This is a genomic window from Nocardioides nanhaiensis (assembly GCF_039542785.1).
Taxonomy (GTDB): Bacteria; Actinomycetota; Actinomycetes; order Propionibacteriales; family Nocardioidaceae; genus Nocardioides; species Nocardioides nanhaiensis.
In genome coordinates, this window is sequence record NZ_BAABIM010000002.1 from 1,024,977 (window position 1) to 1,051,086 (window position 26,110).

23 protein-coding genes and 1 pseudogene are annotated in these 26,110 nt (G+C 73.1%); 10 read left to right on the forward strand and 14 right to left on the reverse strand.

From position 1 onward, the window contains the following. The gene (locus ABD948_RS12995) at positions 1–1,443 is read left to right on the forward strand and encodes an MFS transporter (RefSeq protein ID WP_345266424.1); all 1,443 of its coding nucleotides are present in this window, start codon (positions 1–3) and stop codon (positions 1,441–1,443) included. Here ABD948_RS12995 and glsA read toward each other — a convergent pair. Continuing rightward, positions 1,395–3,191: a glutaminase A gene (gene glsA / locus ABD948_RS13000; protein WP_345266427.1), complete on the reverse strand. Its 1,797-nt coding sequence runs from the start codon at positions 3,189–3,191 to the stop codon at positions 1,395–1,397. The genes ABD948_RS12995 and glsA overlap by 49 nt on opposite strands. Positions 3,192–3,258: 67 nt before the next feature. Here glsA and ABD948_RS13005 point away from each other — a divergent pair, with 67 nt between their 5' ends. Then, positions 3,259–3,672: a hypothetical protein gene (locus ABD948_RS13005; RefSeq protein ID WP_345266429.1), complete on the forward strand. Its 414-nt coding sequence runs from the start codon at positions 3,259–3,261 to the stop codon at positions 3,670–3,672. Between the two features lie 96 nt (positions 3,673–3,768). Beyond that, on the forward strand, positions 3,769–3,981 hold the full coding sequence (locus ABD948_RS13010; RefSeq protein ID WP_345266431.1) for a hypothetical protein: 213 nt from the start codon (positions 3,769–3,771) through the stop codon (positions 3,979–3,981). A 19-nt stretch (positions 3,982–4,000) separates the two neighbouring features. On the opposite strand, the gene ABD948_RS13015 is transcribed toward ABD948_RS13010, so the two are convergent. The 5 genes from ABD948_RS13015 to ABD948_RS13035 form a co-directional block, all read right to left on the reverse strand. After that, positions 4,001–4,972: a hypothetical protein gene (locus tag ABD948_RS13015; RefSeq protein WP_345266434.1), complete on the reverse strand. Its 972-nt coding sequence runs from the start codon at positions 4,970–4,972 to the stop codon at positions 4,001–4,003. After that, the gene (locus tag ABD948_RS13020; RefSeq protein WP_345266436.1) at positions 4,972–5,550 is read right to left on the reverse strand and encodes a hypothetical protein; all 579 of its coding nucleotides are present in this window, start codon (positions 5,548–5,550) and stop codon (positions 4,972–4,974) included. Before ABD948_RS13020 ends, ABD948_RS13015 begins: the two co-directional genes overlap by 1 nt. A gap of 91 nt (positions 5,551–5,641) precedes the next feature. Further along, positions 5,642–6,430, reverse strand: coding sequence for an ABC transporter ATP-binding protein (locus tag ABD948_RS13025; RefSeq protein WP_345266438.1), 789 nt, complete (start codon positions 6,428–6,430; stop codon positions 5,642–5,644). Continuing rightward, a complete protein-coding gene (locus ABD948_RS13030; RefSeq protein WP_345266440.1) occupies positions 6,427–7,383 on the reverse strand; it encodes a FecCD family ABC transporter permease in 957 nt (318 codons plus the stop codon). Before ABD948_RS13030 ends, ABD948_RS13025 begins: the two co-directional genes overlap by 4 nt. A 32-nt stretch (positions 7,384–7,415) precedes the next feature. Continuing rightward, the gene (locus ABD948_RS13035) at positions 7,416–8,390 is read right to left on the reverse strand and encodes a FecCD family ABC transporter permease (protein ID WP_345266442.1); all 975 of its coding nucleotides are present in this window, start codon (positions 8,388–8,390) and stop codon (positions 7,416–7,418) included. Positions 8,391–8,436: 46 nt separating this feature from the next. Between ABD948_RS13035 and ABD948_RS13040 the strand changes: the two genes are divergently transcribed. Beyond that, positions 8,437–9,411, forward strand: coding sequence for an ABC transporter substrate-binding protein (locus tag ABD948_RS13040; protein WP_345266444.1), 975 nt, complete (start codon positions 8,437–8,439; stop codon positions 9,409–9,411). Beyond that, on the forward strand, positions 9,411–10,676 hold the full coding sequence (locus ABD948_RS13045; RefSeq protein WP_345266446.1) for an MFS transporter: 1,266 nt from the start codon (positions 9,411–9,413) through the stop codon (positions 10,674–10,676). The genes ABD948_RS13040 and ABD948_RS13045 overlap by 1 nt, the downstream gene beginning before the upstream one ends. Here the strand turns inward: ABD948_RS13045 and paaI are convergent. The 6 genes from paaI to paaA are packed head-to-tail and all read right to left on the reverse strand — an operon-like array spanning position 10,654 to position 15,039. Beyond that, complete coding sequence (gene paaI, locus ABD948_RS13050) at positions 10,654–11,118, reverse strand: hydroxyphenylacetyl-CoA thioesterase PaaI (protein ID WP_345266448.1); 465 nt, start codon at positions 11,116–11,118, stop codon at positions 10,654–10,656. The two genes, ABD948_RS13045 and paaI, sit on opposite strands and share 23 nt — an antisense overlap. Further along, a complete protein-coding gene (gene paaE, locus ABD948_RS13055; protein WP_345266450.1) occupies positions 11,111–12,223 on the reverse strand; it encodes a 1,2-phenylacetyl-CoA epoxidase subunit PaaE in 1,113 nt (370 codons plus the stop codon). Before paaE ends, paaI begins: the two co-directional genes overlap by 8 nt. Then, on the reverse strand, positions 12,223–12,753 hold the full coding sequence (gene paaD / locus ABD948_RS13060) for a 1,2-phenylacetyl-CoA epoxidase subunit PaaD (protein WP_345266452.1): 531 nt from the start codon (positions 12,751–12,753) through the stop codon (positions 12,223–12,225). Before paaD ends, paaE begins: the two co-directional genes overlap by 1 nt. After that, positions 12,750–13,694 (reverse strand): 1,2-phenylacetyl-CoA epoxidase subunit PaaC, encoded by a 945-nt coding sequence (gene paaC, locus ABD948_RS13065; RefSeq protein ID WP_345266454.1) that lies wholly within the window; start codon positions 13,692–13,694, stop codon positions 12,750–12,752. Before paaC ends, paaD begins: the two co-directional genes overlap by 4 nt. Positions 13,695–13,705: 11 nt before the next feature. Next, positions 13,706–14,077, reverse strand: a complete 372-nt coding sequence (gene paaB, locus ABD948_RS13070; protein WP_425576580.1) for a 1,2-phenylacetyl-CoA epoxidase subunit PaaB — start codon at positions 14,075–14,077, stop codon at positions 13,706–13,708. Next, on the reverse strand, positions 14,074–15,039 hold the full coding sequence (paaA, locus tag ABD948_RS13075) for a 1,2-phenylacetyl-CoA epoxidase subunit PaaA (protein WP_345266456.1): 966 nt from the start codon (positions 15,037–15,039) through the stop codon (positions 14,074–14,076). The genes paaB and paaA overlap by 4 nt, the downstream gene beginning before the upstream one ends. Positions 15,040–15,151: 112 nt before the next feature. On the opposite strand from paaA, the gene paaZ reads away from it, so the two are divergent. After that, positions 15,152–17,206 carry a phenylacetic acid degradation bifunctional protein PaaZ gene (paaZ, locus tag ABD948_RS13080; RefSeq protein ID WP_345266458.1) on the forward strand — a complete coding sequence of 685 codons (2,055 nt, stop codon included), beginning with the start codon at positions 15,152–15,154 and terminating at the stop codon, positions 17,204–17,206. A gap of 137 nt (positions 17,207–17,343) precedes the next feature. Here paaZ and ABD948_RS13085 read toward each other — a convergent pair. Further along, a protein-coding gene (locus ABD948_RS13085; protein WP_425576581.1) for an IS3 family transposase occupies positions 17,344–18,587 on the reverse strand; the annotation gives its coding sequence in 2 pieces (ribosomal slippage) (positions 17,344–18,359 and positions 18,359–18,587; 1,245 coding nt in all). 376 nt (positions 18,588–18,963) lie between these two features. Continuing rightward, positions 18,964–19,905 carry a GlxA family transcriptional regulator gene (locus ABD948_RS13090; RefSeq protein WP_345266462.1) on the reverse strand — a complete coding sequence of 314 codons (942 nt, stop codon included), beginning with the start codon at positions 19,903–19,905 and terminating at the stop codon, positions 18,964–18,966. A gap of 108 nt (positions 19,906–20,013) precedes the next feature. Here ABD948_RS13090 and ABD948_RS13095 point away from each other — a divergent pair, with 108 nt between their 5' ends. The 4 genes and pseudogenes from ABD948_RS13095 (at position 20,014) to ABD948_RS13110 (ending at position 25,930) form a co-directional block, all read left to right on the forward strand. Then, a complete protein-coding gene (locus tag ABD948_RS13095; protein ID WP_003941073.1) occupies positions 20,014–20,325 on the forward strand; it encodes a putative quinol monooxygenase in 312 nt (103 codons plus the stop codon). 1,058 nt (positions 20,326–21,383) lie between these two features. After that, positions 21,384–22,637, forward strand: a pseudogene (locus tag ABD948_RS22135) (DUF222 domain-containing protein); the annotation flags it as partial. A 53-nt stretch (positions 22,638–22,690) separates the two neighbouring features. Further along, on the forward strand, positions 22,691–25,411 hold the full coding sequence (locus ABD948_RS13105; protein ID WP_345266466.1) for a hybrid sensor histidine kinase/response regulator: 2,721 nt from the start codon (positions 22,691–22,693) through the stop codon (positions 25,409–25,411). 30 nt (positions 25,412–25,441) lie between these two features. Beyond that, positions 25,442–25,930, forward strand: coding sequence for a hypothetical protein (locus ABD948_RS13110; protein ID WP_345266468.1), 489 nt, complete (start codon positions 25,442–25,444; stop codon positions 25,928–25,930). Positions 25,931–26,110 lie beyond the last annotated feature (180 nt).

Genomic DNA, 26,110 nt, shown 5'->3' on the forward strand with positions numbered 1-26,110 from the left:
ATGACGGGCGACGCGGCACCACCGCCCCGGTTCCTGGTCCCCTCGCTGCTGCTGCTCACCACGGTCACCGGCGTGGTCAGCAGCCTGGGAGCGCCGTTGGTACCGACCATCGCTGCCGATCTGGACGTGTCGCTGAGCAGTGCGCAGTGGACCCTCACCGCCACGATGCTGACCGCCGCCGTGGCCACACCCCTGGTGGGCAGGGTGGCGGTCGCCCACCGCCGCCGACGAGTGGTGCTCGCAGGGCTGGCCGTCGTGCTGCTCGGCACCCTCCTGTCTGCCCTGGGCGCGGCGCTGCCTCTTCCGAGCGACGTCGGACTGGGCCTGCTGCTCGCTGGCAGGGTGCTGCAGGGCGTGGGCATGGCCCTGGCCCCCCTGGTCATGAGCATCGCCCGCGACCATCTGCCCGCCGACCGGCTCGGGCCTGCAGTGGCCCTGCTCTCCGTCGGGGGTGTCGCCGGCGCCGGCCTCGGCTTTCCACTGACGGCGCTCGTGGCCCAGGTCGGTGGGCTGGCAGCCGCCTTCTGGCTCGGCGCAGCCCTCACCTTCATCACGATGGCCGCGTCCTGGGCGTGCTTGGCCCGCGAGCCCCACGCGGCTCGCTTGCCGGTGCCGCCGGGCGAGGTGGCGCTGCTCGCCGTATCGACGCTGTCCGTGCTGCTCGGCGTCTCCCAGTCGACCTCGTGGGGCTGGGGTCACCCCGGCACGCTCGGACTCCTCGCGTTCGGGCTGGTGACCCTCGCTGCGTGGACCCAGCTGGCCCTCCGCAGCGATGCTCCGCTGGTCGACCTCCGGCTGGCTTTCGGCGGACCCGCTCGGGGACCGCACGTCACCGGACTGCTCGCGGGCACGGGCATGTACTTCGGTCTCACGCTGGTGATGGTGCTGGTGCAGGCCGACTCCCCGGACGGATGGGGGCTCGACCAGCCGGTGCTGGTGGCCGGCATGATGCTGATCCCCTACTCGCTCATGAGCGTGATCGGGTCTCGTCTCTCGCTCCGGTGGGGGCGGCGAGTCCACCCGGCCCGCGTGCTGCCGTTGGGGTGCGGCGTCTACCTGCTGTCCAGCCTGCTGCTGGCGGTCGCCCACGACCACGTGTGGCAGGCCGCGGTCGCCATGGCCCTGGCCGGCCTCGGGAGCGGAGGCACCTTCGCCACGCTCCCGGTGCTGCTGGTCCGCGCCGTGCCGCCCGAACAGACTGCCAGTGCCCTCGCCTTCAACCTGGTCCTGCGCTATGTCGGCTTCGCGACCGGTAGTGCCGTCGGTGTCACGGTGCTGACCCTGGCCGGTGGTCCGGTTCCGGACGAGCGAGGGTTCGTGACCGCGATGCTCGTCAATGCGGCCGTCTGGCTCCTTGCGATCGGCGCCGTCCTCTGGTCAGGCCGCGAGGAGACTCATCCGCGTGAGAGACCCGCGCGCAGAGCCCGGTCCGCCACCCGGTAGCCGTCGCGCGTCATCGCCTGCCACATCTCCAGAGCGACGTCAGGACGCTCGCGGGTGACCCGCTCGATCGCCTCGCTGGAGAGCCGCAGCAGCACCAGGTCCGTGGCCGCGCGGATGCAGGTCTCCTGCACGTCACCGGTGCCGAGCGCCAGCTCGCCGAAGGAGGTGCCGGGACTCATCGTCACCAGGCGCACCGGCTCGCCGTCGGGCCCGTCGACGGTCGCGACCGCCTCCCCGCTCACGATCACGTGGACGCCGGCGAAGCCGCCGCCCGCCTCCAGCACCACCGACCCCTCCTCGACCTCGAGGCGCTCCAGCTCGCCGTCGAGCACCGCGCGCGCCCCGGCGCTGAGGTCGCGCAGCAGCGGGTGCTCGTCGACCAGCTGCTGCTCGGTGGTGGGCGCGCCGCCGTGACGGCGCAGCAGCTCGTCCTCGCACCAGCGCACGGCGGCGTCGAGGTCGTCGAAGCGCGGGGTGGCCAGCTCGGTGCCGGCATCCGGGTCGGGCAGCACACCCTGCGGGTCGACGACGACGGCCTCGCTGTCCGCCTCGCGCAGCAGCGCCCGCAACCCGAGCAGCGTCACGCCCGCCACCTCGGCGACGTCGTCGACGCGGCGCAGGTCGACGACGGCCAGCTCGGGCTCGTCGTCCACCACCGCCCGGACCACCCGCTCCGCTCCGGCGAACAGCAGGTCGCCGTGCAGCTCGTAGACCCGCGACCTCTCGGCGTGCTCGGCCAGCACGGCCTGGTCGGCGTCCGGCCGGCGTCGGCGCGAGGCCAGGTGCGAGAGCGGGTAGCTGGCACGCACGGCCGTGTGCGAGCTGCGACCCACGTGCATCAGGTGCATCTCCATGTCGCGCGACATCCGCTCGCACAGCTGCACGCCACGGGCGCTGTTGCCGTGGGCGTCCAGCCGGGGCGAGAACACGGCCACGCCCACCTGGCCGGGCAGCACCGCGATGATGCCGCCGCTGACCCCGCTCTTGGCCGGCATGCCGACGGTCGAGATCCAGTCGCCGGCCGCGTCGTACATGCCGCAGGTGGCCATCACGCTCAGCACCCGCTCGACGCTGCCGGTCTCCAGCACCCGCTCCCCGGTGACCGGCTGGACGCCGCCGTTGGCCAGCGTGGCGGCCATGAGCGCGAGGTCGCGGGTGTCGACGGCGATGGCGCACTGCCGGATGTACTGCGCCAGCGTCTCCTCCGGGTCGCCCTCCAGGATCTCGTACTCGCGGAGCATGTGGGCGATGGCGCGGTTGCGGTGGGCGGTGCCGAGCTCCGAGCCGTACACACCCTCGTCGACGTCGAGATCACGGCCCGCGAAGGCGCCGTACCATTCGAGCACGCGGTTGAAGCGTTCCTCACCCGTTGCGCCCCGGACCAGCGAGGCCGCGGTGATCGCGCCCGCGTTGATCATCGGGTTGCGCGGCCGGCCGGTCTGCGCCGCCAGGCTGATCTCGTTGAACGCCTCGCCGGAGGGTTCGACGTCGACCTTCTCCGCGACCGCCTCGGCCCCCTGGTCGGCCAGCGCCAGGGCGTAGGTGAAGGGCTTCGAGATCGACTGGATGCTGTAGCGAACCTCGGCGTCGCCCACGGTGTACACGTGGCCGTCGACCGTGGCCAGCGCCAGCGCGAAGCGGTCCGGGTCGGCCGCCGCCAGCTCGGGGATGTAGGAGGCGACCTCACCGGCGGTGCCGCCGCAGCGGTCGGCGATGTCCTGCAGGTACTGCTGCACGGGGCTTCGCATGCCGACGAGACTAGGTGCCCGGCGTGGCGGGCCTGGCCCCCACCGCGGCCCGGGTGAGGATGTGCCCGTGCTCCGACCGCTGCGGCTGATCCCCGCGCTCCTCCTGCTCCCCGTCGTCGGCTGCGCGGCCGAGGAGTCCGATGACGTCACCGCACAGGTCTGCCGGCAGGCCGCCGTGGCCGACGCCTCGCTGGAGGGTGTGCGACGGGCCGTCATCGACGACGCGGACCTTCCCCCGACCGCCGCGAGCAGCTACGCCGCCGCCATCGACCGGCTCGGCACCGCCGTCGCCGACCCCGGCACGCTCGACGAGCAGGTCGAGGAGCGCCTGCTGACCGTGGTCGCCGCCTACTCGCGCTCCCTGGCCGCGATCACCCGCCCCGTCGACGTCGTCGCGGACCCCTCCCCGGACGACATCTCCACGCTGGTCAACGCCGAGCAGCGCGTGGCCTCCGAGCTGCAGGACGCCTGCGCTTCCTGAGCCCCCCGGGCGGGCGGCGGCCACCACACCGGCTGCCGGCTGCCGGCTGCCGGCTGCCGGCCGTGTAGCCGCCGGCCGCTTCGGGGACTGACCTCCATGACGTTGCTCCCTGCCCTGACGGTCCTGTTCATCGTCTGGACCGCGGTCACCCTGCCGGTGGGTGCGTGGCGACTGCTGGCCTACCGCTCGGGGCAGGTCGACCACACCCCCGGCATGCGCAACGTCGCCTACCTCGCGCTCACCCTGGCCGGGGTCGGCCTGGTGGGCCTAGCAGTGTGCGTGGTGCTGCTGCTGGCCACGCGCGGGTAGGCGCCGGCCGGTCGGCCCGTCAGCGCAGGATCCCGGGCCCACCCTCGTCGTCGAGCCAGCCCTCGCCGTCGTCGTGCAGGTCGCGGTCCTTCGCGGGGGCCTCGTCGTCGCGCTTGCCGCCGCGCCGCCCGCCCAGCAGGCCACCCCCGCCGCCGCGGGCCGCGCGGTGGGTGCGACCCGGCGCGCCGCCGGCCATCTCACTCCCGCCGCGGCCGCCGCCCATGGCTCCGGCACCGCCCAGCACGGCCGGGGCGCTCGCGGCCATGCCGCCCATCCGCCCCAGGGCTGCGGCCGGAGCCGCGGAGGCCGCGGAGGCCGCGGCGCGCGCCGCGCCCGCGGCACCAGCGGCCAGACCGAGGGCCCCGGCGCCGCCGAGGGCGACGGTGCCCATGCCGTAGCCGGCCGATCCACCCACCATGTCCTCGGGGTCGTCCCACTCGGGGTCGCCGGGGTGCAGCCCGACCTCGCCCTTCTCCTCGTTCTCGGTCGAGCGCCAGCGGGTCGGCTCCTCCACCACGGGCGTCTCGACCGGGATGGTGGCGGTGCGTGGGTCCTTGCCCACCTGGATCTCCTTCATGACGGCGATGCCACGCCGGAAGGCGTTCTCGTGGTCGTCGGCGGCCCTGCGCGACTCCTCCTCGCGCAGCACCACCTCACCGCCCCCTTGGCGGGGGTGGCGCTGGTCGACGCGCTCGCGCTCCTGCTTCGCCTCCTGGGTGGCGTGCGCGACGTCGCGCAGCGCCTGGGAGCCGCGGTGGAGGTCGCGTGCCTTGACCGAGAGCGCGTCCGCAGCCACCGCGAGTGCCTGCGCCATCGCCGGTCCGGTCTGACCACCGATCTCGGGGTGCCGCGCGGCGGCGGCCTCGATGGCCCGCACCGCCTCCTCGAGCGTGTGGGCGCGCCGCTCCCACTCGTCGGCCTCACGGTCGATGGCACGCGGGCGCGCCTGGTCGACCAGCTCGACCAGGCGGGCTTCCTCGCGACCGGCCATCAGTCCACACTCCGTTCGACCGAGACGACGACGTCTTCGCTGCGCTGCTTGAGGATGGCCAGGAGGTCGGCCGCCTCGGACTCGACCTGCTCGAGGTCGTCGCGGAAGACCGTGATGGCGGTCTGGTGCTGCGCCAGGGCCTCGGACGCCATGTCGAGCGCCCGCATGACGCGCTCCTGCGCGCCCGCGGTGTGCCGCGCCATCCGGGAACCGCGGCGCGAACCGCCGAACGCGCCGAGGTCGACCCCCTCGGGGTAGCCCTGGCGCACGCTGGTGGCGGCGTCGGCCAGCAGGGTCAGCAGCTGACGGACGGTCTCCTCCTGCAGCTGCAGGTCGGCCACCTGGGCCTCGGCCAGGCTGACCTCCTCCGGCGTGACGACGGGGCTGCCACCCAGCGGGCCGCCGGGGAGCGGGGGCGCGGCGCCCGTCACCGGAACCACGGGAGTGGTCGTCGACGCGGGGTCGCCGGTCTCCGTGCCCGGGGCGGGGTGCGACGCGGCGCCCACCTGCTCGCTGGCGTGGTCACGGCCGGCCACGGAGGGGTGGTCGGGAACGGTGGTGTCGGCCGGGTCGGCCATGGCAGCTCCTCGAGGCAGTGCGGGCTCCCCTGGACTACCCGGCGGCGTCCCCGCGCAAACCGCGACACACCGACGGTCGCCCACGGGTCGCTCAGCAGGGGACGAACAGCGGACGTCCCGTCACCGGGTCCTCGACGACGACCGCCGCGAGGTCGAACACCTCGCGCAGCACCGCTGGGGTCACCACCTCGTGCGGTGCGCCGTCGGCGACCACGCGCCCCTCGCGGAGCGCCACCACCCGGTCGGCGTGCCGGGCCGCCTGGTTGAGGTCGTGCAGCACCATCACGACCGTCATGCCCTGCTCGTCGCGCAGCTGCTCGACCAGTCGCATCAGGTCGACCTGGTGGCGCACGTCGAGGTAGGTGGTGGGCTCGTCGAGCAGCAGCACACCGGTCTCCTGGGCGAGGGCCATCGCGATCCAGGCGCGCTGGCGCTCACCGCCCGAGAGCTGGTCCAACCGCCGGTCGGCCAGCCCCTCGAGGCCGGTCAGCGCCAGCGCGCGCCGCAGGGCGGCATCGTCACGGCGCCGCAGCATGGCCCAGGGGCCCAGCTGGGGGTAGCGCCCCTGCTCCACCAGGGCGCGCACCGTGGCACCGGGCGGGGTCACGGCGGTCTGCGGCAGCACCGCCACGCGCCGCGCCACCTCCACCGAGGAGCGCGCGCCGATGGGCTCGCCGTCGAGCAGCACCTCGCCTCCCAGGGGTCGCAGCACCCGGGCCATGGTCATCAGCAACGTGGACTTGCCCGAGCCGTTGGGACCGACCAGCACGGTGATCGTGCCCGGCTCCAGCGCGAGGTCGAGCGGTGCGACGACGGCGCGACGCCCGTGGCCGGCCGCCAGCCGGTGCGCGGCGAGCGGGGACGGGGGACTGGGGGTCACGGGTGACTCTCCTTGCGGATCAGGCTGACCAGGACGGGCGCCCCGATCAGGGCGGTGACGGCCCCCACGGGGACGCCGGAGACGTCGGGCGCGACCCCGGGAACCTGGACCGAGATCGAGAAGGCGACCAGGTCGGCGAGGCTCAGCAGCAGCGCGCCGAGAGCAGCGCTCACCGCGATGAGCACCCGGTGGTCGCCACCGACCAGCAGACGCGCGACGTGCGGCGCCACCAGCCCCACGAAGGCGACGGCGCCCGCCGCGGCGATGGCAGCGGCGGCGGCGGCCACCGCCACCAGCAGGACCGTCGCCACCAGGGGTGCGGCACGCACGCCGAGCCCCGCAGCCGGCACCTCGCCGAGGGCGAAGACGTTGAGCCGCGATGCAAGCAGCAACGCCGCCGGCACCAGCACCACCACCCACGGCCACAGCTGCATCCAGTCCGACGGCGTGCGCGCGTTGAGCGAGCCGACGAGCCAGCGCAGCACCGTGGCGATGGGCGCGGAGTCGACGACGAGCAGGAGCGAGGTGCCGGCCGCGAGCACCGCGCCCAGCAGCACCCCGGCCAGGGCCAGGGCGCCGCGACCGAGGACGAAGAGCAGTGCTCCGGTGAGCACCGCCCCGCCGAAGGCAGCCGCGTAGGTCCAGGCGTGGCCGGGCCACACGACCAGCGTGGCCACCACGGCCAGCGCCGCCCCGGCGCCCACGCCGGTCGTGGCCGGCTCGGCCAGGGGGTTGCGCACGACGGCCTGCACCAGGACCCCTGAGACGGCGAGCAGGGCACCGGCACCGAGCCCCACCAGCACGCGGGGCAGCCGGTAGTCGAGCACGATGATCCGGTGGGCGGGCTGCTCGGCGTCGCCGACGAGCACGCGCAGCACGTCGCGGGCCGGGATCTCGCTGCGCCCCAGCAGCAGGTGGGCCAGCACGAGGGCGACCGCCAGGAGCACGCTCACGCCGAGCACCACCGGGAGCGACCGCGCGGCCCTCATGCGACGCGCACCCGGCTCCGCAGCACCAGCAGCAGCGCCGGCACCCCCACGAGGGTGGTGGCGATGCCCACGGGCAGCTCCACGGGGTAGAGCAGCGTGCGCGAGACCAGGTCGGCCAGCACCAGCAGCACGGCGCCGAGCGCCGTCGTCGTCCAGAAGACCTCCCGGGTGCTCACGCTGTCGAGCAGGCGGCGAGCCAGGTGCGGGGCGAGCAGTGCCACGAAGGCGATCGGGCCGCACACCGAGGCCACCGCGGCGGCGAGCACCGCCGCGACGAGCACCGCGAGGACGCGGCTGCGCGCCACCGCGACGCCGAGGCCGGCCGCGACGTCGTCGCCCAGCGTGAGGGTCTCAACCCGACGCCGCAGCAGCGCGGCCACCAGCACCCCGGCCACGACCCACGGCAGCACCGCCTCGACGTGCACCCAGGTGCGTGCGGCCAGGCTGCCCAGCAGGTAGCGGAAGAGCACCACGACGTTGCCCTGGGTGCCCAGCCCCACCACGGCCACGACCAGGCCGCCGCACGCCGCCGAGACCGCCGCGCCCACCAGCGCGACGTGGTCGGGCGCACGGGTGCGACCGATGGCCAGCAGCACCAGGGCCCCGGCCGCGAGGGCGCCCACCAGCGCCGCGGTGGGCAGCACCGCGACGGGCACCCCCAGGCCCAGGACGACGACGGCGGCCATCACCACCGCCGCGCCGGAGGAGACACCGAGGAGCTCGGGCCCCGCGATCGGGTTGCGCAGCACGTCCTGGAGCAGCAGCCCCGAGACCGCGAGCGCGCCGCCGCACAGGACTCCGAGCAGGGTGCGCGGCAGGCGCACCTCCCACACGGGGACACGTGCCGGGTGGCCGGGATCGGTGAGCGCCGCCAGCGCCTCGCCCGGGCGCACGGACGGCGAGCCGACCCAGAGCGTGAGCCAGACGAGGGCGCACAGCCCGACCGTGAGACCCACCACTGAGGCGCACATGCGAATGATTATCATTTCGTCTCCATCGTCCAGCACAGGAGAACCCATGCGCAACCCAGCCCGGCGCGCCCGCGCCACCGCCCTCGCCCTGGGACTGCTCGTCCCGCTCGCACTCTCCGGGTGCGCCGGTGACGACGGCGACGCCGCCGGCACCCCCGGCGCCGGGGAGAGCAGCGCTCCTGCGGAGGTCGAGTCCGGCCCCGTGACCGTGCAGGACGACACCGGCGCCGAGATCACCCTCGAGCAGCCCGCCCAGCGGGTGGCCTGCCTGACGATGATCTGCGTCGACGCCCTGACCGAGGTGGGCATCACGCCGGTGGCCTACCGCGACGCCCTCAGCCTCGACGAGCGCTACGCCGGGCCGGACGCCGAGATGCGCGAGGTCACCGGCGGGTTCGGCGAGGAGAACGTGGAGGACGTCGTCCTGGCCACGCCCGACCTGGTGATCGGGCTGGCCGGCGCCCAGGACGGGCTGCGTGACGCCGTCGAGCGGGCCGCGCCCCTGTACCTGGTGGACCCGCGCTCGTGGGAGGACTCGGTGGAGTTCCTGCGCACCCTGGGAGACCTGACCGGTACCCGTGAGGAGGCCGACCAGGCAGCCGACGCGTTCACCGCCCGCGTCGAGGAGGCGGCCGGTGAGAGGAGCCCGCTCACGACGCTCTCGATGTTCGGCGAGCCGGGCTCGCTGGGCGTCGACTCCGTGGAGACGCCGGTGGGGTCGCTGCTCGCCGAGGTGAGCGAGTACCCGTGGCCCGCCGGCGACGACCCGTTCGCCAGCGTCGCGGTGGAGCAGATCGCCGAGGTGGATCCCGACGTCGTCTTCGCCCAGGCGTTCTCCGCCTCCGACGACGACCAGCCGCTCTCCGAGCGCCTGGCCACCGACCCCACCTGGGCAGGCATGACGGCGGCGCGGGAGGGCCGGGTGGTCGAGGTCGAGGCCGACGTGTGGGCCACCGGCCGCGGCACGATCTCGCTCGGCATCGTGCTCGACCAGGTCCAGGCGGAGCTGGCCGGCTCCTGATGAGCGACGCCGCCGCACAGCCAGCGAGCGCGCTCGTGGACCCGGTCTTCCGTCGCTACCTCGCGGCACGCGCCGTCGGCATGGCCGGAGCCACACTCACCCTGGTGGCGTTGCCGCTGCTCGTCTACCAGCGCAGCGGCAGCGCGGCGCTCACCGCACTGGTGACCGTGCTGGAGACCGCTCCGTACCTGCTGCTGGGGCTGCCGGCCGGCGCGCTGGCGGACCGCTGGCGCCGGCGTCGTGTGCTGGTGCTCACCGGCTGCCTCAGCGGCGCGGCGATGCTCAGCGTGCCCCTGGCGGAGGTGCTCGGGCTGCTGACGACGGCGCAGCTGCTCGTCGTCGCCGCGACCACCGCCACCATGTTCGTCTTCGCCGACGCCGCCACCTTCGGGGTGGTTCCCCAGATGGTCGGCAGAGCCCGCGTCGCCTCGGCGACCTCGACCCTGGTGAGCGTGGGGACCGCGATCGGCGTCGCGGGGCCGCTGGTCGCGGGTGTGGCGGTGACGCTGACCTCGCCGGCGCTCGTGCTCGGCGTCGACGCCGCCGCCTCCCTGGTCTCGGCCGCGGTGCTGGCGCGGCTGCGGTGGCCCGGCAGCGAGGAGCGGCAGGGGTCGAGAGGCGCGACGCGGCGGTTGCGCAGCGAGGTGGCCGAGGGCCTGCGCTTCGTGTGGCGGCACCGGGTGGTGCGCTGGCTGACGGTGCTCGGCGTCGGCAACAGCCTGGCAGGTGGCGCCGCCGCCGGCCTCCTGGTGGTGGTGGGTGTCGAGCAGCTCGGCCTGGACGCCGACTCACCCGCGCTGGGGTGGCTCTTCGCCGCCGGTGCGCTCGGAACCTTCCTGGGCAGCCTGCTGCTCCCGCGCCTCCAACGGCACCTCGGGGTCGGCCTGATCACCACCGCCGGCTACGCGACGGCAGGCGGCTGCCTGCTGCTGCTGGCCGGGGCCGGCTCGGTGGCGCACGCGCTCCCGGTCCTGCTGCTGATGAACCTGGCCATGACGACGCTGATCGTCAACGGCATCGTGACCCGCCAGGTGGTGACGCCGGACCGGCTGCAGTCACGGGTGGGCACCACCGCACGGCTGATCGCCTGGGGCGGTGCACCGCTGGGGGCCGCGCTCGGTGGGGTGCTGGCCGAGACCGCCGGCACCGCATGGGCCCTGCGCGTCGCGGCGGCGTGCGTGCTGACCAGCCTGGTGGGCGCCGGCGTCGTCGGTCTGTGGCGCTTCCCGCGGCTGGCCGAGCTCAGTCGGCCGCAGCCGGGTTGACCTCGCCGGTGGCGCGGCTGCGGCCTCGGAACTCGGCGAGCACCGCGCCGTCGGCCTCCCGGCGGACGGTGACGTCGTAGAGGCCCGAACGGCCGCGCAGCGCGACCTCCCGGGCGTCAGCGACCAGCCGGTCGCCCGCACGGCCGGGCTCGAGGAAGCTGACGTCGAAGCCGGCAGCCACGGTGACACGGCCGCGGCTGTTGCAGGCCACCGCGAAGGCGGTGTCGGCCAGCGTGGCCACCAGACCGCCGTGGCACAGGCCCCAGCCGTTGACCATGTCGTCACGCACCGCCATCGCCACGGTCGCGGCGCCCGGGGAGACGGCGAGCACCTCGATGCCGAGCGCAGCGCTGGCGAGGTCGCCGCGCATCATCTGCGCGGTGCTGCGCTCGGCGACGCCCTGGCCCGGATCGTCGGTCGCGGGCACCGACGGCTCAGGCATCGAAGTCGATCTCGACGGTGTCGCTGACCGGGTGGGTCTGGCAGGTGAGCACGAACCCGCGCTCCACCTCGTCGTCGCCCAGGGCGTAGTTGCGGCGCATGTCCACCTCGCCGGTGCGCACCAGCGCGCGGCAGGTGCCGCACACCCCGCCCTTGCAGGCGAACGGCAGGTCGCCACGGGTGGCTGCGGCGGCGTCGAGGATGGTCCGGTCACGCGGGTGGGCAGCGGTGGTGGTGCGGCCGTCGACGGTCAGGGTGACGGCGCTGGTCTCGCCGTCGGCGGCGGCACCGGGGTCGGGGCGGTGCACCTCGGGCGGCGGCTCGTCGACGTAGAACAGCTCGGCGTGCACGCGGTCGGCCGGGACGCCCAGCTCGGTCAGCAGCTCGCGCGCCGCGGTGATCATCTCGAACGGGCCGCACAGCCACACGTGGTCGACGACCTGCAGCGGCACCAGCACGTCGAGCATCCGGCGCAGCCGCGGGGCGTCGAGCCGGCCCGAGAACAGCTCGACGTCGCGCGGCTCCCGGGAGAGCGCGTGCACCAGCTCGAACCGCCCGGTGTGACGGTTCTTCAGGTCCGCCAGCTCCTCGGCGAACATCACCGAGGCGGTGGTGCGGTTGCCGTACAGCAGGGTCACGCGCGCCTCGGGGTGGGTGAGCACGGTGCTGGCGATCGAGAGCATCGGCGTGATGCCCGAGCCCGCTGCGATGCACAGGTGCCGGCCACCCTCGGTGGGGTCGGCGCGGAAGGATCCGGTGGGCGGCTGCACCTCGACGACGTCGCCGGGCCGCACCTCGCGGGTCAGCCAGCGCGAGAAGAGACCGTCTGGAATCTCGCGGACGCCGATGCGCGGCGCGCTGCCGGCGGGCGAGCAGATGGAGTAGGAGCGGCGGTGCTCGATGCCGTCGACCACCCGGCGCAGGGTGAGCGACTGCCCGGCGGCGAAGTCGAAGAGCTCGCGCAGGTGCTCGGGCACCGCGAAGGTGACCGCGGCGGCGTCGTCGCACAGCGGGGTGACGGCGGCGACGGTGAGCGGGTGGAACGCCTTGCGCGCGGCGCGCGCCCCCTGGTCGGAGACAGGTCGCTCGAGCTCGGAGGTGGTCATCAGATCTCCTTGAGGTGCTCGAACGGCTCGAGGCAGGCGCCGCAGCGGTAGAGGGCAGTGCACGCGGTGGGCCCGAACTCCGAGACCAGCTCGGCCGGCACCGCCTCGCAGCGGGGGCAGGCCACGGCGCGCTGCCGCGGCAGCAGGGTCAGCGGCACGGGTCCTGCGGCGGCGGGTCCGCGGGCGCCAGGCGGCGAGATGCCGTGCCGACGCAGCTTGGCGCGGCCCGCCTCGCTGATCCAGTCGCTGGACCACGCCGGGTGCAGCGCGGTGCGCACCTCGACCCGATCGTGCCCGGCCGCACGCAGCACGCGCACCAGGTCGTCGCGCATCGCCGCCATGGCCGGGCAGCCGGAGTAGGTCGGCGTGATCGTGACGACGACGCCCCCGTCGTCGACGACCTCCACCTCGCGGAGCACCCCCAGGTCCTCCAGCGTCAGCACCGGCAGCTCGGGGTCGGTGACGGTGGCGGCCACCTGCCAGACCTGCTCACGGGTCGCCGCCGGGCCAGCCGCCGTCGTCGTGCTCACCACTGACCCCTCGGGTGCGCGCGGGCCACGGACTGCATCTGCGCCAACAGCTTGCTCAGCGCCTCGGTGTGCCGGCCGTCGCGACCCGCGCCGCCGGCCACGCGCCCGACCTGCTTGGCCTGCGGCCGCTCGACGCCGCTGGTAGCCAGCACCTGGTCGAGCACGACGTCGACCTCGGCGCGCAGCGCGGCCGGGTCGACGCCCCAGCCCTGCTGGGCGCCCGTGGCCTCGACGGGGTGGGTGGCGAACAGCTCGTCGTAGTGGGGCAGCACCACCTCGAGCCCGGCGACGACGCGCGTGCGGGACTGCTCGGTGCCCTGGGCGAGGGTGAGGAACCAGCGGCCCGCGTAGTCGCGGTGGTAGGTCACCTCCGCCACGCCCTTGGCCGCGATCGCGGCGAGCACCGGATCAGTGCTCTCGCGTAGCCGCTCGAGCAGCGCCAGACGGTGCGTGCTCAGCACGAGCAGTCGGGCGATCGTCTGGCCGAAGTCGCCGTTCTGGATCTCCACCAGGCGCACGTTGCGGAAGGCCAGGTCGTCGCGGAAGAACGCGAGCGCGTCCTCGGGCGGCACCGGGGAGTCCTCGGGCAGTGCGGGCACGACCTCGGGGTCGGCGGCCGCGGCACGGGCGAGCAGCAGCCGCGCCTGACCGAGCAGGTCGAGCGCGATGTTGGCGAGCGCGATATCGTCCTCGAGGTCGGGCGCGTTGCTGCACCACTCCGAGAGTCGGTGGCTGGCCACGAGCGCGTCGTCGCCGAGCATCAGGCAGTACCGGGCCAGCGCGTGGGCGTCGGCGCCCGCGGGCAGGGTGGTGTCGACGCCGGCGAGCGGGTCCTCGAAGTCGGTGCCGAAGGCCCAGTGGGCGTCGTCACCGCCGAGGAGTCCGTCGTAGACGGACTCGTGCGGGTCGGTCTGGTGGGTCTCGTGGGTCTCGGGGTTCATGGGTGCCGGCCTCACATGTGCGGGACGTCGTCGGGCAGGTCGTAGAACGTGGGGTGCCGGTAGACCTTGTCGCCGGCGGGCGCGAACAGCGGGTCCTTCTCGTCGGGGCTCGAGGCGGTGATCGCCTCCGCGCGCACCACCCAGATGCTCACGCCCTCGTTGCGACGGGTGTACACGTCGCGCGCGTGCCGCACCGCCATCTGGTCGTCGGCCGCGTGCAGGGAGCCGACGTGCACGTGGTTGAGGCCGCGCTTGCCGCGCACGAACACCTCGTAGAGCGGCCACTCGCCGCGGTCGGGCGCGTCGAGCCCGCTGGGCACCCCGGTCAGGGGGACGGCGCCGTGGCCGCCGTCGGCGCTGAAGTCGCCGCCCTGCCCGCTCACGCCCGCACCTCGGACGCCTGACGCCGGGCGAACGCGCTGGCGGCCTCGCGCACCCAGGCGCCCTCCTCGTGGGCGCGGCGCCGGTGCGCCAGCCGCTGGGCGTTGCACGGCCCCTCACCGCGCACCACCGCGGCGAACTCCTCCCAGTCGGGCTGGCCGAAGTCGTGGTGGCCGCGCTCGGCGTTCCAGCGCAGCTCGGGGTCGGGGAAGGTGACGCCGAGGCGCTGTGCCTGCGGCACCGACATGTCCACGAACTTCTGGCGCAGCTCGTCGTTGGTGTCGCGCTTGATGCCCCAGGCCATCGACTGCGCGGTGTTGGGGCTCTCGTCGTCGGGCGGGCCGAACATCATCAGCGCCGGCCACCAGAACCGGTTCACCGACTCCTGCACCATCTCCCGCTGCTCGGGCGTGCCGCGCATCATCGTCATCAGCAGCTCGTAGCCCTGGCGCTGGTGGAACGACTCCTCCTTGCAGATGCGGATCATCGCGCGGCCGTAGGGGCCGTAGGAGGTGCGGCACAGCGGCACCTGGTTGCAGATCGCGGCGCCGTCGACCAGCCAGCCGATCGTGCCGACGTCGGCGTAGGAGAGCGTGGGGTAGTTGAAGATCGAGGAGTACTTCTGCGCCCCCGAGATCAGCTTCTCGGTGAGGTCGGCGCGCGAGGCACCGAGGGTCTCGGCCGCGGAGTAGAGGTAGAGACCGTGGCCGGCCTCGTCCTGCACCTTGGCCAGCAGGATCGCCTTGCGGCGCAGGGAGGGCGCGCGGGTGAGCCAGTTGCCCTCCGGCTGCATGCCGATGATCTCGGAGTGCGCGTGCTGGGCCACCTGGCGCACCAGCGTCTTGCGGTAGCCCTCGGGCATCCAGTCGCGCGGCTCGATCCGGTCGTGGCGGGCGAGCACCGCGTCGAAGCCCGCCTCCAGCTCGTGCTCGACGTGCTCGTCTCGTGCCGTCGTCTGCGTCATCGGCGCCTCCCTGGACCCTTTCCTGACCGATCGGTCTGTTATACGGTGACATGCGCGCGGCCACCGCGCAAGCAGCACGCCACCGTCAGCGTCGACACCCGGGAGCCCCGCCATGGCACGCATGATCGAGAGCTACGCGAGCGGCACCTGGTTCCGCGCCGACGACGAGGGGCAGTCGGTGCGCGACGCCGCCACCGGCGAGGAAGTGGCGCGGTTCTCCACCGGCGGCCCCGACCTCGCCGCGATGGTGCGGCACGGCCGCGAGGTGGGCGGTCCGGCCCTGCGCGCACTGACCTTCCCCGAGCGGGCGGCGCTGCTCAAGGCCACCGCGCTGCACCTGCGCGAGCACGCCGAGGAGCTCTACGAGATCTCCTTCCAGACCGGTGCGACGCGCCGCGACTCCGCGGTCGACGTCGACGGCGGGTTCGGCACGCTGCTCTCCTACGCCTCGAAGGGCGCTCGCGAGCTGCCCGACGACACGGTGCTGCTCGACGGGCCCGCCGAGCCGCTGGGCCGTGGCGGCACCTTCCTCGGTCAGCACGTCTACACCTCCCGCCCCGGTGTCGCGGTGCAGGTCAACGCCTTCAACTTCCCGGTCTGGGGGATGCTCGAGAAGCTGGGGCCCGCGTTCCTGGCCGGGATGCCCTCGATCGTGAAGCCGGCGCCGCAGACGGCGCAGCTCACCGAGGCCGCCGTGCGGCTGGTGATCGAGGCCGGGCTGCTGCCGGAGGGCAGCCTGCAGCTGCTGGCCGGCAGTCCCGAGGGTCTGGTCGACCAGCTGGGTGTGCACGACCACGTGGCGTTCACCGGCTCGGCGGCCACCGGGCAGGTGCTGCGCGCGCACCCGCAGGTGGTGCACGGCGGCGTGCGGCTGAGCGTCGAGGCCGACTCGCTGAACGCCTCGGTGCTCGGACCCGACGTCACCGCCGACGGCCCCGAGCTCGACCTGTTCGTCAAGGGCCTGGTCACCGAGATGACCGTCAAGGCCGGGCAGAAGTGCACGGCCATCCGGCGCGCACTCGTGCCCCACCACCTGGTCGACACCGTCGTCGAGGCGGTCGCGGCGCGACTGGCGAAGGTCACGGTGGGCGACCCGCGCCACCCCGACGCGCGGATGGGCGCCCTGGTGAGCCTCGAGCAGCGCGAGGCGCTGCGCGACGCCGTCGCACAGCTGCGCCGTGCGGGTGAGGTCGTGTTCGGGGACCCCGACCACGTGCAGCTGGTGGAGGGCGACGCTGAGCGCGGCGCTTTCGTCTCACCCGTGCTGCTGCGCGTCGACGGCGACGCCGCCGCGCCGCACGCGGTGGAGCCGTTCGGACCGGTCAGCACCGTGATCGGGTACGACACGGTCCCCGAGGCGGTCGCGCTGGCCGCGCGGGGGCGCGGCAGCCTGGTCACCTCCGTCGTCACGCAGGACCCCGCCGTGGCCCGTGAGCTGGTGCTCGGCCTGGCGCCCTGGAACGGCCGGGTGCTGGTGCTCGACCGCGACGACGCCCAGGAGGCCACCGCCGCCGGCGGGCACGGCTCGCCCCTCCCGGTGCTGGTGCACGGCGGCCCCGGCCGCGCCGGCGGCGGCGAGGAGCTCGGCGGCCTGCGGGCCGTGCGCCACCACCTGCAGCGCACGGCGATCCAGGGGTCGCCCGACGTGCTGACCGCCGTCACAGGGCGCTGGCAGAAGGGCGCCGCGCAGCGCACCGACGAGGTGCACCCCTTCCGCAAGAGCCTGGCCGAGCTGCGGATCGGCGACACGATCCGCTCCGAGGCGCGCACGGTCACGCTGGAGGACATCGAGCACTTCGCGGAGTTCACCGGCGACACCTTCTACGCCCACACCGACCCCGAGGCCGCCGCGGCCAACCCGTTGTTCGGCGGCATCGTCGCCCACGGCTACCTGGTGGTCTCGCTGGCCGCCGGCCTGTTCGTGCACCCCGACCCCGGCCCGGTGCTGGCCAACTTCGGCGTCGACGACCTGCGCTTCCTCACCCCCGTCAAGGCCGGTGACTCCGTCGCGGTGACCCTCACGGTCAAGCAGATCACCCCGCGCCGCAGCGCCGACTACGGCGAGGTGCGCTGGGACGCCGTCGTCGCGAACCAGGACGGCGCGCCCGTGGCGACCTACGACGTGCTGACGTTGGTGGCGAAGACCTGGCCGCCTGCGGAGGGCTGACACGCGGTTGTGGGGGGACTCTCGTCGCCGTCCGCTGTCCCGCATGGGAAGGGCGGATGGGATGCCGCTGTCGCGTTGCTCTCCCTGCGCTGCGGCGAGAGGGTGAGTGAATCGCCCCGGGTTTTGTAGAGGCTCAGTTAGTTGGAACCAGCCCCGCTCGGGGTGGGTGTCTCAGGGTAGTGCTGGGGCCTGATGGTGGCCCAGTGGTGGGCTTCGTACTCGGCGGGTGGGACGAGCCCGATCTCGCCGTGTAGCCGTTTGTGGTTGAACCAGTCGACGTACTCGGCGACCGCGATCTCCACGTCCCGCACGGACTTCCAGCCGCCCTTGGGTCGCATGAGCGGGTTGCGGAAGCACTCGGCCTTGAACAGCGAGTTCAGTGCTTCGGCCATCGCGTTGTCGTAGCTGTCGCCCCGGCTCCCGACCGATGCGACGGCCTCGGCTTCGGCGAGCCGCTCGGTGTAGCGGATCGCTCGGTACTGCACGCCCCTGTCGCTGTGATGGATCAGGCCGGTGACGTCGTGGGCGGCCCGGCGCCGGGTCCACAGCCCCATGTCCAGGGCGTCCGAGGCCAGATCGGTGCGCAGCGAGGTGGACACCTGCCAGCCGACGATCATCCGGCTGAACACGTCGAGGACGAACGCGACGTAGCTCCAGCCGGCGTGCGTCCTGACGTAGGTCAGGTCCGCGACCCCCAGCTGGTTCGGGCCCGTGGCGATGAACTTGCGTCGCACCAAGTCCTCGGGCCGCTCGGTCTCAGCGCCGTCACCGAGCGTGGTGCGGCGGGTCTTCTCCCGCGGTATCCCGCGCAGCCCCTGGGCCCTCATCAGGCGCTCCACAGCGCACCGAGCGACCCGGATACCTTCGCGGTTGAGCTCGGCGTGGATCTTCCTCGCGCCGTAGACACCCAGGTTGGCCCGGTGGGCTGTCGTGATGTCGGTGATCAGCTCAGCGTCACGCACAGCCCGCGCCGAGGGCGGCCTGGTCCGGGCGGCGTAGTAGCTGCTCGGGGCGATCTGCACGCCGGCGTCCTTCAACACCGCGCAGATCGGCTCGACCCCGACCTCGCGCCCATCGACCACGTCGTAACGATGGGCGTCGAGGTAGGCCACTACCTGCTGGTGGGGCGGTCGAGCTCCGCCGCAAAGAAAGCCGAGGTTGTCTTCAAGATGTGATTGGCCCGCCGCAGCTCACGGTTCTCCCGCTCGAGCTCAGCCAGCCGCTGAGCGTCACTCGTCGTGGTGCCCGCCCGGACCCCGCCATCGATCTCGGCCTGACGAACCCAGTTGCGCAAGGTCTCGGGATGCATGCCGAGCTGCTCGGCCACGCGCTGGATCGCGCCGTTCTTGGTGGCCGGGTCCTGCCGCCACTCGACCGCCATCCGGGTCGCCCGCTCACGCAGCTCGTCGGGCTACTTCCTGGGTGCTGCCATGACTCTCACCCTCCATGGATTGAGAGCCTCCACCAGACCCGGGGCGATTCAAATCTGTCCGCAGGCTCGGACCTCTGCCAACGCCGCTGAATCTGGTCACCCCGAACTGGCCGGTGGTTCGCCTGCGCGACGCCATGATGGATCGGGGGAGGGCGGTCCGACCTCATCGGGACCGCTGCCCAGATTTGTGTCGCACAGACCTGCGTCAGTTCGCCGCAAGTCTGTCGAGTGGGTCGTCCAGGGGCGACGCAGGAGCGTCGACGCGACGTGCTGAGAGGTGGTTCCAGCCGAGCACTAGGACACCGGCTACAGGCATGGCGATAGGTCAGGAACGGCGTCGCTCCCTACGCAGGAGGGAGCGCAGAGTCTCGGCGTTCGCGTAGCCGACCCGTAGCGCGATCTCGGCGGAGGTAAGGTCCGTGGTTGCTGAGAGGTGCCGAGCTCGTTCGATGCGAAGCCGTTGGACGAAGCCGAGCGGAGTGAGGTTGAGCGCCGCACGAACTCGTCGTTCGAGGGTGCGCCGGCTGGTGCCGAGCGACTGCGCGACGAAGGCGACGTTGAACGGTTCGTCCAGGCGGGCGCGCACGAAGCGTTCGAACTCGACGACGATCGGGTCCTCGTGCCGGAGATGTTCGTAGGCGACGAAGGCCGCCTGCGACGGACGCTCGTCGATGATGAGGAGCTTGGCGACATGTTGGGCCAGGTCGGGGCTGATCGATCGCACGAGTGAGAGCGCGAGGTCGATGTGGGCGAACGCGGCGCCGGCGGTGACGAGGTTCCCGTCGACCACGACCATGGTGTCGAGATCGAGGGCGACGGTCGGATAGCGCTTCAGGAACTCCGGCCCCAGGAACCAGCTGGTCGTAGCCCGCCGATGATGCATCCGTCCGGTCTCGGCGACGGCGAACACGCCGGTGCACGCCGCGGCGATCCGGGTGGTCGCGTCGTCGAGGCGCCCGAGCGAGGCGATGACCGAACGAGCATCTCGGCTCTGGAGGGCGTCGTTGGTAGCGGCGGCCGTGAGGGTTCCAAGCGCAGGGACGACGACCACGTCGAACTCCGCGGACTCCGACAGCGGGTGGTCCACCGACAGGGTCATCGATGCCGTCGTGGTCACTCTCCGTTTCGGTCCGAGGATGGCGAGTTCGATCGGGTCGATCCGCGGGTCGACATCGCCGCGGGCTCCGTCGGCCACCCGCACGACGTCGATGACCGACGCGACAGCCGAACCGAAGCAGCCGTCGATCGCGATCAGTCCGATACGCATGGCGCGAACAATAGCAATACTGCCGTATACGCCACTTCTCACATGCCCTTGCTCGTCATACGCTGAACTCGCTTCACCAAGAAACCTCGACACCTAGGAGAACCCCTCATGTCCACACCCGCATCACTTCCGTATGCCTTCGTCGCCAAGATCGTCGCGGCCGATGGACAGCACGACGCGCTCGCCGATCTGCTCGCCGGCGCTGTCGCGCTCGCCAACGAAGAGGTAGGAACGATTGTCTGGTTCGCGGTCAGGACCCACGCCGACACCTTCTGGATCTTCGATGCATTCCCCGACGAGGCCGCTCGCGACGCCCACGCCAACGGCGCCATCGTCGCAGCCCTGATGGCCAACCAGCACCTCCTCGGCGCAGCACCCGAGATCCTGGCGGCCGACGTGCTCGCGTCCAAGCTCCCGTAGTCCGCCAACGCACGAGACGATCGCGCCCCGCCGAGCCGTCGCCAGGTCGCAACGCAACGCAACGCCACGCTGCGTTGCCGCGCGGTGCGAGGCCTATCGACACACGGACAGGATGCCGGCCGCGAGCGCTCAGCCGGCGAGGGGTCCGTCGCAGAGGAGAGCGACGTCGGTGTCGAGCAGAGCCGTGAGGCCAGCGCATCGCGCGACCACCAGGACCGAACCGCCCTGCCCTGCGTTTCCGCAGGTCAGGGGCTGTTCGCCGGAGCCGCCTGTCGGAATCGAACCGACGACCTAATCACGTCGGCTTTGCGTCTATCGCTTGATGCGCCCACTGGGCGAACGAGTCGCTGACCTGCGCAAACGCCGAGCGTGGGGGACGCCGCCATCCGGTGGTGACCGACGACGACCGACCAGTACCGACCGTTTCACCGGAGCTTGCGGCGGTGTCGAAGCCGAGCAAGCTCCACTCCTTTAGCTCACCGCGCCCTCCTCCTCGCCGGTCCCGTCGTCGTCGAAGACGTGTCAGGGTCTTCTCATCGGCGTCCCACTCCTCGTCGCCTTCCTCCTTGTGATCAGGTCTCTGACCACCGAGTAGCGATCTGCCCGCTCATCGACGTGAGCGGCCGGACCCACGAGCAACGTCAGACCTCACGCCTCACGTCGCCCTCCGCGCTCCACTCACTGCCCGATCGCAGCATGCTCCCCCTTCGAGCGCGTCACTCTCCGGACCTCACGACCCGATGGCGACGTCCGGATCCGACCTGCGACTTCGCCGACCGAGGTCGCACGCACGGCGTCATCACACCCACGACCTCGACACCCGAAGATCCGAGTGCATCTCGACTTTTTCGCTCGTCTGTTTGATCGGATGCACCCATGACTTCCCGTCTCGAGCACGTAGCCGGCCTTCGCGCCGACCTGCTCGAGGGCCCTGTCCCTGTGGGAGCTGACCCCGGCACCGACAGGGAACGCGTCGAGCTGATCACCCAGATGGAGCTGCTCACTGCGCCGCCCAGGCCGACCTAGCCGTCGGCCTCGACACGTCCGTCCGCACCCAGCGTGAGACGGCTGGGGTGCCTCGTGAGCGCTCGGGCTGTGGTGTCGCCTCCCAGGTCGCGCTGGCACGACAGGAGTCACCCCACCGCGGTCAACAGCTCCTCGGGTTCGCCAAGGACCTCGCACGCGACCTGCCCGCCACCCGCCAGGCACTCCGCGAAGGTCGGCTCAACGAGTACCGCGCCACCCTCATCGCCCGCGAGACCGGCTGCCTCGACGCAGACGACCGCCGTCAGGTCGAGGCCGAGATCTGCGACCCCGCCGTCCTCGACGGGCTCGGCAACCAGCAGCTCGCCGGCGAGGTCCGCCGCCGCGTCGCCCAGGCCGACCCCGCCGCCGTCCTGCGCCGCCACCAGAAGGCAGTGAGCGACCGGGCGGTCACCGTCCGGCCCGCCGCCGACAAGATGGCCTACCTCACCGGGTTCCTGCCCCTGACCCAAGCGGTCGCCGCCTACGCGGCGCTGAAGAAGACCGCCGACACCATGATCGGCACCGGCGACAACACCGACCCCGCCGACCCGACGGCCATGCCCCGGTCCCCCGGACAGCTGATGACCGACCTCATGGTCGAGTGGCTCACCGGCCAGAAGCGCGCCGACCACGTCCCCGTCACCGTGTCACTGGTGATGTCGGACGCCACCCTTCTCGGTGCCGGTAGCGAACCCGTCACCATCCCCGGCTACGGACGCGTCCCCGCCCAGGTAGCCCGCGAAGCCGTCGCCCGCGCCGTCGACGCCACCCAGGCCTGGATCCGGAAGCTGTACACCAGCGCCGGGGGCGATCTGGTCGCCCTCACCACCCAGCAGCGCCTCGCCACCGAGGGCCTCGCGGCCTACCTGGCCGCCCCGCGACCAGGGCATCTGCCGCACCCCCTGGTGCGACGCCCCCGAGCGCCACCTCGACCACGTCGTACCCCGCGAGCACGACGGCGCCACCGAGGCCGAGCACCTCCAAGGCCTCTGCCAGGCCCGCAACCACGCCAAGCAAGCCACCGGCTGGCGACAGACCGTCACCGACGACCCCGACCCCTGGTCGCGACGCCACCACACCGTCCGGACCCGCACCCCGACCGGACACACCTACACCAGCCGCGCGCCCGCACCACCCGGCGCCGCCCCGCGCGCTGGCCCACCGCCCACACCGCGCCGGATCGACGTCGGCTTCCGCGCGCTGTCGCTGGAGGGCCATCCAGCCGCGTGACGACCACCGGCGGGGCTGTCGGCGGCCGCGGCGCGCCCGCTCGTCCGGCTGCCTGACGACGCGCCCTGTGGGACCCTGGACCGTGACACTCGCACGGCAGGTCGGTCGCGTGACGCGCACGGGACTCGCCGTCGTCGCTGCCGCGACGCTGCTCAACGTGGGGCTCCTCGTCTTCCTGGCGCTGTACGTGGAGCGCGTGACGACCAATGCGTTCGACGCCGGGCGGGAGTCGCGGCTGGCACACCTGGCGATGGTCGACCAGGAGACCGGGCTGCGCGCCTACCTGCTGAGCGGCGACCGGAGCGCGCTGGCGCCCTTCGAGCAGGGTCGACGCGAGGTGGCGTTGCACGACGCGAACGCTCGTGAGGCGCTGGAGGGCAACGCGCAGGTCCTCGCCCTCCTGGACGAGAAGGTGCAGCGAGCCGAGACCTGGACGCGCAACTGGGCCGACGACGCGCTGATCCGGGGGCCTGCCCTGGCCACGACGCCCGTCGACGGAGCCAAGCGCGGGTTCGTGGCAGCCGGCACAAGCCTCTTCGACGACTACCGTGCCGCTCACGCAGTCCTCCAGGACGCCACCGACGACCTGCGGGCCGACGCCGAGACCCTGCAGCGCAGAGTCCTCCTGGTCGCCGTCCTCGTCGAGCTGGTGCTGCTCGCCGGCGGCCTGCTGGTGCTGCGACGCCAGTCCCGCAACCTCCGCGACTCCGTCGTGGAGCCCGTCCAGGACCTGCTGGACACCATCAGCCGGCTGCGCGACGGCGACCTATCGGCCCGCGCCGCGGGTCGGGGACCCCAGGAGCTGCTGGCCATCGGCCACGGGTTGGACGAGATGGCCGGCGCGATCGCCGAGAGCCGCCGGGCCGAGGACGCCCGTCGACGAGAGCTGGAGGCCGCTCGACGCGAGGCCGACGCTGCCAACGCCGCCAAGTCGGCGTTCCTCGCCACCATGTCCCACGAGATCCGCACACCCATGAACGCTGTCATCGGGATGACGGGTCTGCTCCTGGACACCCCGCTCGACCGTGAGCAGCGCGAGTTCACCGAGACCGTGCGTCACAGCGGCGACGCGCTGCTGACGATCATCAACGACATCCTGGACTTCTCGAAGATCGAGGCCGGCGAGCTGGAGCTGGAGCGGGAACCCTTCGTGCTGCGCGACTGCGTCGAGACCGCGCTCGACCTGGTCGCGGCCCAGGCCACGGCCAAGGGGCTCGACCTGGTCGCCCAGATCGATCCCACGGTGCCACCGGTCGTCGAGGGCGACGTGACGCGCGTGCGGCAGGTGCTGGTCAACCTGCTCAGCAACGCCGTCAAGTTCACCGAGCAGGGTGAGGTGCTGCTCAGCGTGACCTCGGACGGCACCGCGGGTGGCCCCTCGGACGATCGCAGCGTCCTGTCCTTCGCCGTGCACGACACCGGCATCGGCATCCCCGCGGATCGGATGGACCGGCTCTTCCGCAGCTTCAGCCAGGTGGACAGCAGCACCACGCGCCTCCACGGCGGATCGGGGCTGGGCCTGGCGATCAGCCAGCGCCTCGCCGAGGCCATGGCCGGCCGCCTCGAGGTCGTCAGCGAGGTCGGCACCGGCTCCACCTTCACCCTGGTCGCCCCGTTCACCGCCGGCCGTGAGCTCGAGGACCAGGTGCGGGTGGCGCCGGCCGAGCTGCCCGGGCGCGCGGCACTCGTCGTCGACGACAACGCCACCAACCGGCGCATCCTGCGGGCCCAGCTCGAGGCGTGGGGGATGTCCGTGCACGACGAGGGCGACCCGCTGCAGGTGCTGGCAGCCCTCGACGCCGACGACGGGACGTACGACGTCGCGATCCTCGACATGCACATGCCCGGGTTGGACGGCACCGAGCTGGCGGCTCGACTCCGAGCCCGATCCGACTGGCACGACGTGCCCCTGATCCTGCTGACCTCGCTGGGCGAGCGCATCGCCGCGGCGGAGGAGCTGCGGCTCGTGCACCTCACCAAGCCGGTCAAGGCCGCCGCACTGCGCAGCACCGTCGCGCGAGCCCTCGGCGCACGGACGCTCCCGACGCCGCACTCCGACACGACGGTGACCAGACCGCTGCGGATCCTGCTGGCGGAGGACAACCCGGTCAACCAGCAGGTGGCCGTGCTGATGCTGCAGCGGCTGGGGCAGGAGCCGGTGGTCGTCTCGCAGGGGCGCGAGGCCGTGGAGGCCGTGCGTGCCGAAGACTTCGACCTCGTGCTGATGGACGTGCACATGCCGGTCATGGACGGCCTCGAGGCGACCCGGCTCATCCGTGCCGGACTACCCGGCTCACGTCAGCCGCGCATCGTCGCGATGACCGCCAACGCGCTGACGGAGGACCGGGAGCGCAGCATGGCCGCGGGCATGGACGACCACCTCGCCAAGCCGGTGCGCGCCGAGGAGCTCGCCGCGGCCGTGGCGCGCGCTGCCCACGCCGCCTCACGCGTGCCCACCGTCCCGCAGCCGGTCGGAGGCGTCGTGCCGCCCGCGGTGGACGTCCAGACCCTCGACGCCCTGACGGCTGCCCTGGGGCCCGCCGGCGCCGAGCTGCGGGTGACGCTGGTGCAGGCGTGGGTGCTCGAGTCGCGGCGCCAGGTCGAGGAAGCCGACCTCGCAGCCGTTCGGGGTGAGGGAGAGGTGCTCGCCGCCGTCGCCCACAGCCTGCGCTCGGCGAGCGCGAGCCTGGGTGCCGTGTCGGTGGCGGCGTTCTGCCAGGCCATCGAGACCGCGGTCGCGTCGGAGGAGACCATCGACCTCGTGGCCGCGGCCTCGCAGCTGCGGCTGGAGGTCGCCCGTGCCGAGGAGGAGCTCACCGCCCTCCTCTGACGAGGCTCGCGCAGCGGCGGAGATCTCCCCGTGCTCGGGTTCGCGACCGCCGTCGTCGCGGGCACGGTGCTGCCGATGGTGCCGGCGTCGAGCACGGGCGAGGGCGGCACCGACCTGCTCACGGCCCTGTTCACCGCCACCAGCGCCGTGTGCGTGACCGGTCTGGTCGTGGTCGACACCGGCGGCTACTGGTCGACACTGGGCGAGGTGGCGATCCTGGCGCTCATCCAGGTCGGCGGTCTCGGCACGATGACCCTGGCGAGCCTGCTCGGGCTCGCGATCTCGCGCCGGCTCGGGCTACGGGCCCGGATCACCGCCGCTGCCGAGACCAAGGCCGTCGACCTCGGCGAGGTGCGCAGCGTGGTCCTGGGCGACGCCCGCACGAGCCTCGCCGTCGAGGCGATGGTGGCCGTCCCGCTCTTCCTCCGCTTCTGGCTCGCCTACGACGAGTCGCCGGGCCGAGCGGCCTACCTGGGGATCTTCCACTCGGCTCGGCGGGGTCGCGGATCTCGAGCATGACCAGCGCCCGCACGGTCTCGTCGGGTCCCAGGTAGACCACGTCGCTCGCGCCGTTCGCCCGGATGCTAGACGAGGCAGTCCGCCTCGGAAGCTGACCTGCTGCGCTTCACCCGGACCGTCTCGAGCCTCTACGCCAAGCGCACCGAGCCACTCACCTCGGTCGAGCAGCTGATCGAGCGC

Coding starts and splice junctions, on each gene's coding strand:
- ABD948_RS12995 (WP_345266424.1), top strand. CDS start 1: ATGACGGGCGACGCGGCACCACCGCCCCGGTTCCTGGTCCCCTCGCTG.
- glsA (WP_345266427.1), bottom strand. CDS start 3,191: ATGCGAAGCCCCGTGCAGCAGTACCTGCAGGACATCGCCGACCGCTGC.
- ABD948_RS13010 (WP_345266431.1), top strand. CDS start 3,769: ATGACGTTGCTCCCTGCCCTGACGGTCCTGTTCATCGTCTGGACCGCG.
- ABD948_RS13015 (WP_345266434.1), bottom strand. CDS start 4,972: ATGGCCGGTCGCGAGGAAGCCCGCCTGGTCGAGCTGGTCGACCAGGCG.
- ABD948_RS13020 (WP_345266436.1), bottom strand. CDS start 5,550: ATGGCCGACCCGGCCGACACCACCGTTCCCGACCACCCCTCCGTGGCC.
- ABD948_RS13035 (WP_345266442.1), bottom strand. CDS start 8,390: ATGTGCGCCTCAGTGGTGGGTCTCACGGTCGGGCTGTGCGCCCTCGTC.
- ABD948_RS13040 (WP_345266444.1), top strand. CDS start 8,437: ATGCGCAACCCAGCCCGGCGCGCCCGCGCCACCGCCCTCGCCCTGGGA.
- ABD948_RS13045 (WP_345266446.1), top strand. CDS start 9,411: ATGAGCGACGCCGCCGCACAGCCAGCGAGCGCGCTCGTGGACCCGGTC.
- paaI (WP_345266448.1), bottom strand. CDS start 11,118: ATGCCTGAGCCGTCGGTGCCCGCGACCGACGATCCGGGCCAGGGCGTC.
- paaE (WP_345266450.1), bottom strand. CDS start 12,223: ATGACCACCTCCGAGCTCGAGCGACCTGTCTCCGACCAGGGGGCGCGC.
- paaC (WP_345266454.1), bottom strand. CDS start 13,694: ATGAACCCCGAGACCCACGAGACCCACCAGACCGACCCGCACGAGTCC.
- paaA (WP_345266456.1), bottom strand. CDS start 15,039: ATGACGCAGACGACGGCACGAGACGAGCACGTCGAGCACGAGCTGGAG.
- paaZ (WP_345266458.1), top strand. CDS start 15,152: ATGGCACGCATGATCGAGAGCTACGCGAGCGGCACCTGGTTCCGCGCC.
- ABD948_RS13090 (WP_345266462.1), bottom strand. CDS start 19,905: ATGCGTATCGGACTGATCGCGATCGACGGCTGCTTCGGTTCGGCTGTC.
- ABD948_RS13095 (WP_003941073.1), top strand. CDS start 20,014: ATGTCCACACCCGCATCACTTCCGTATGCCTTCGTCGCCAAGATCGTC.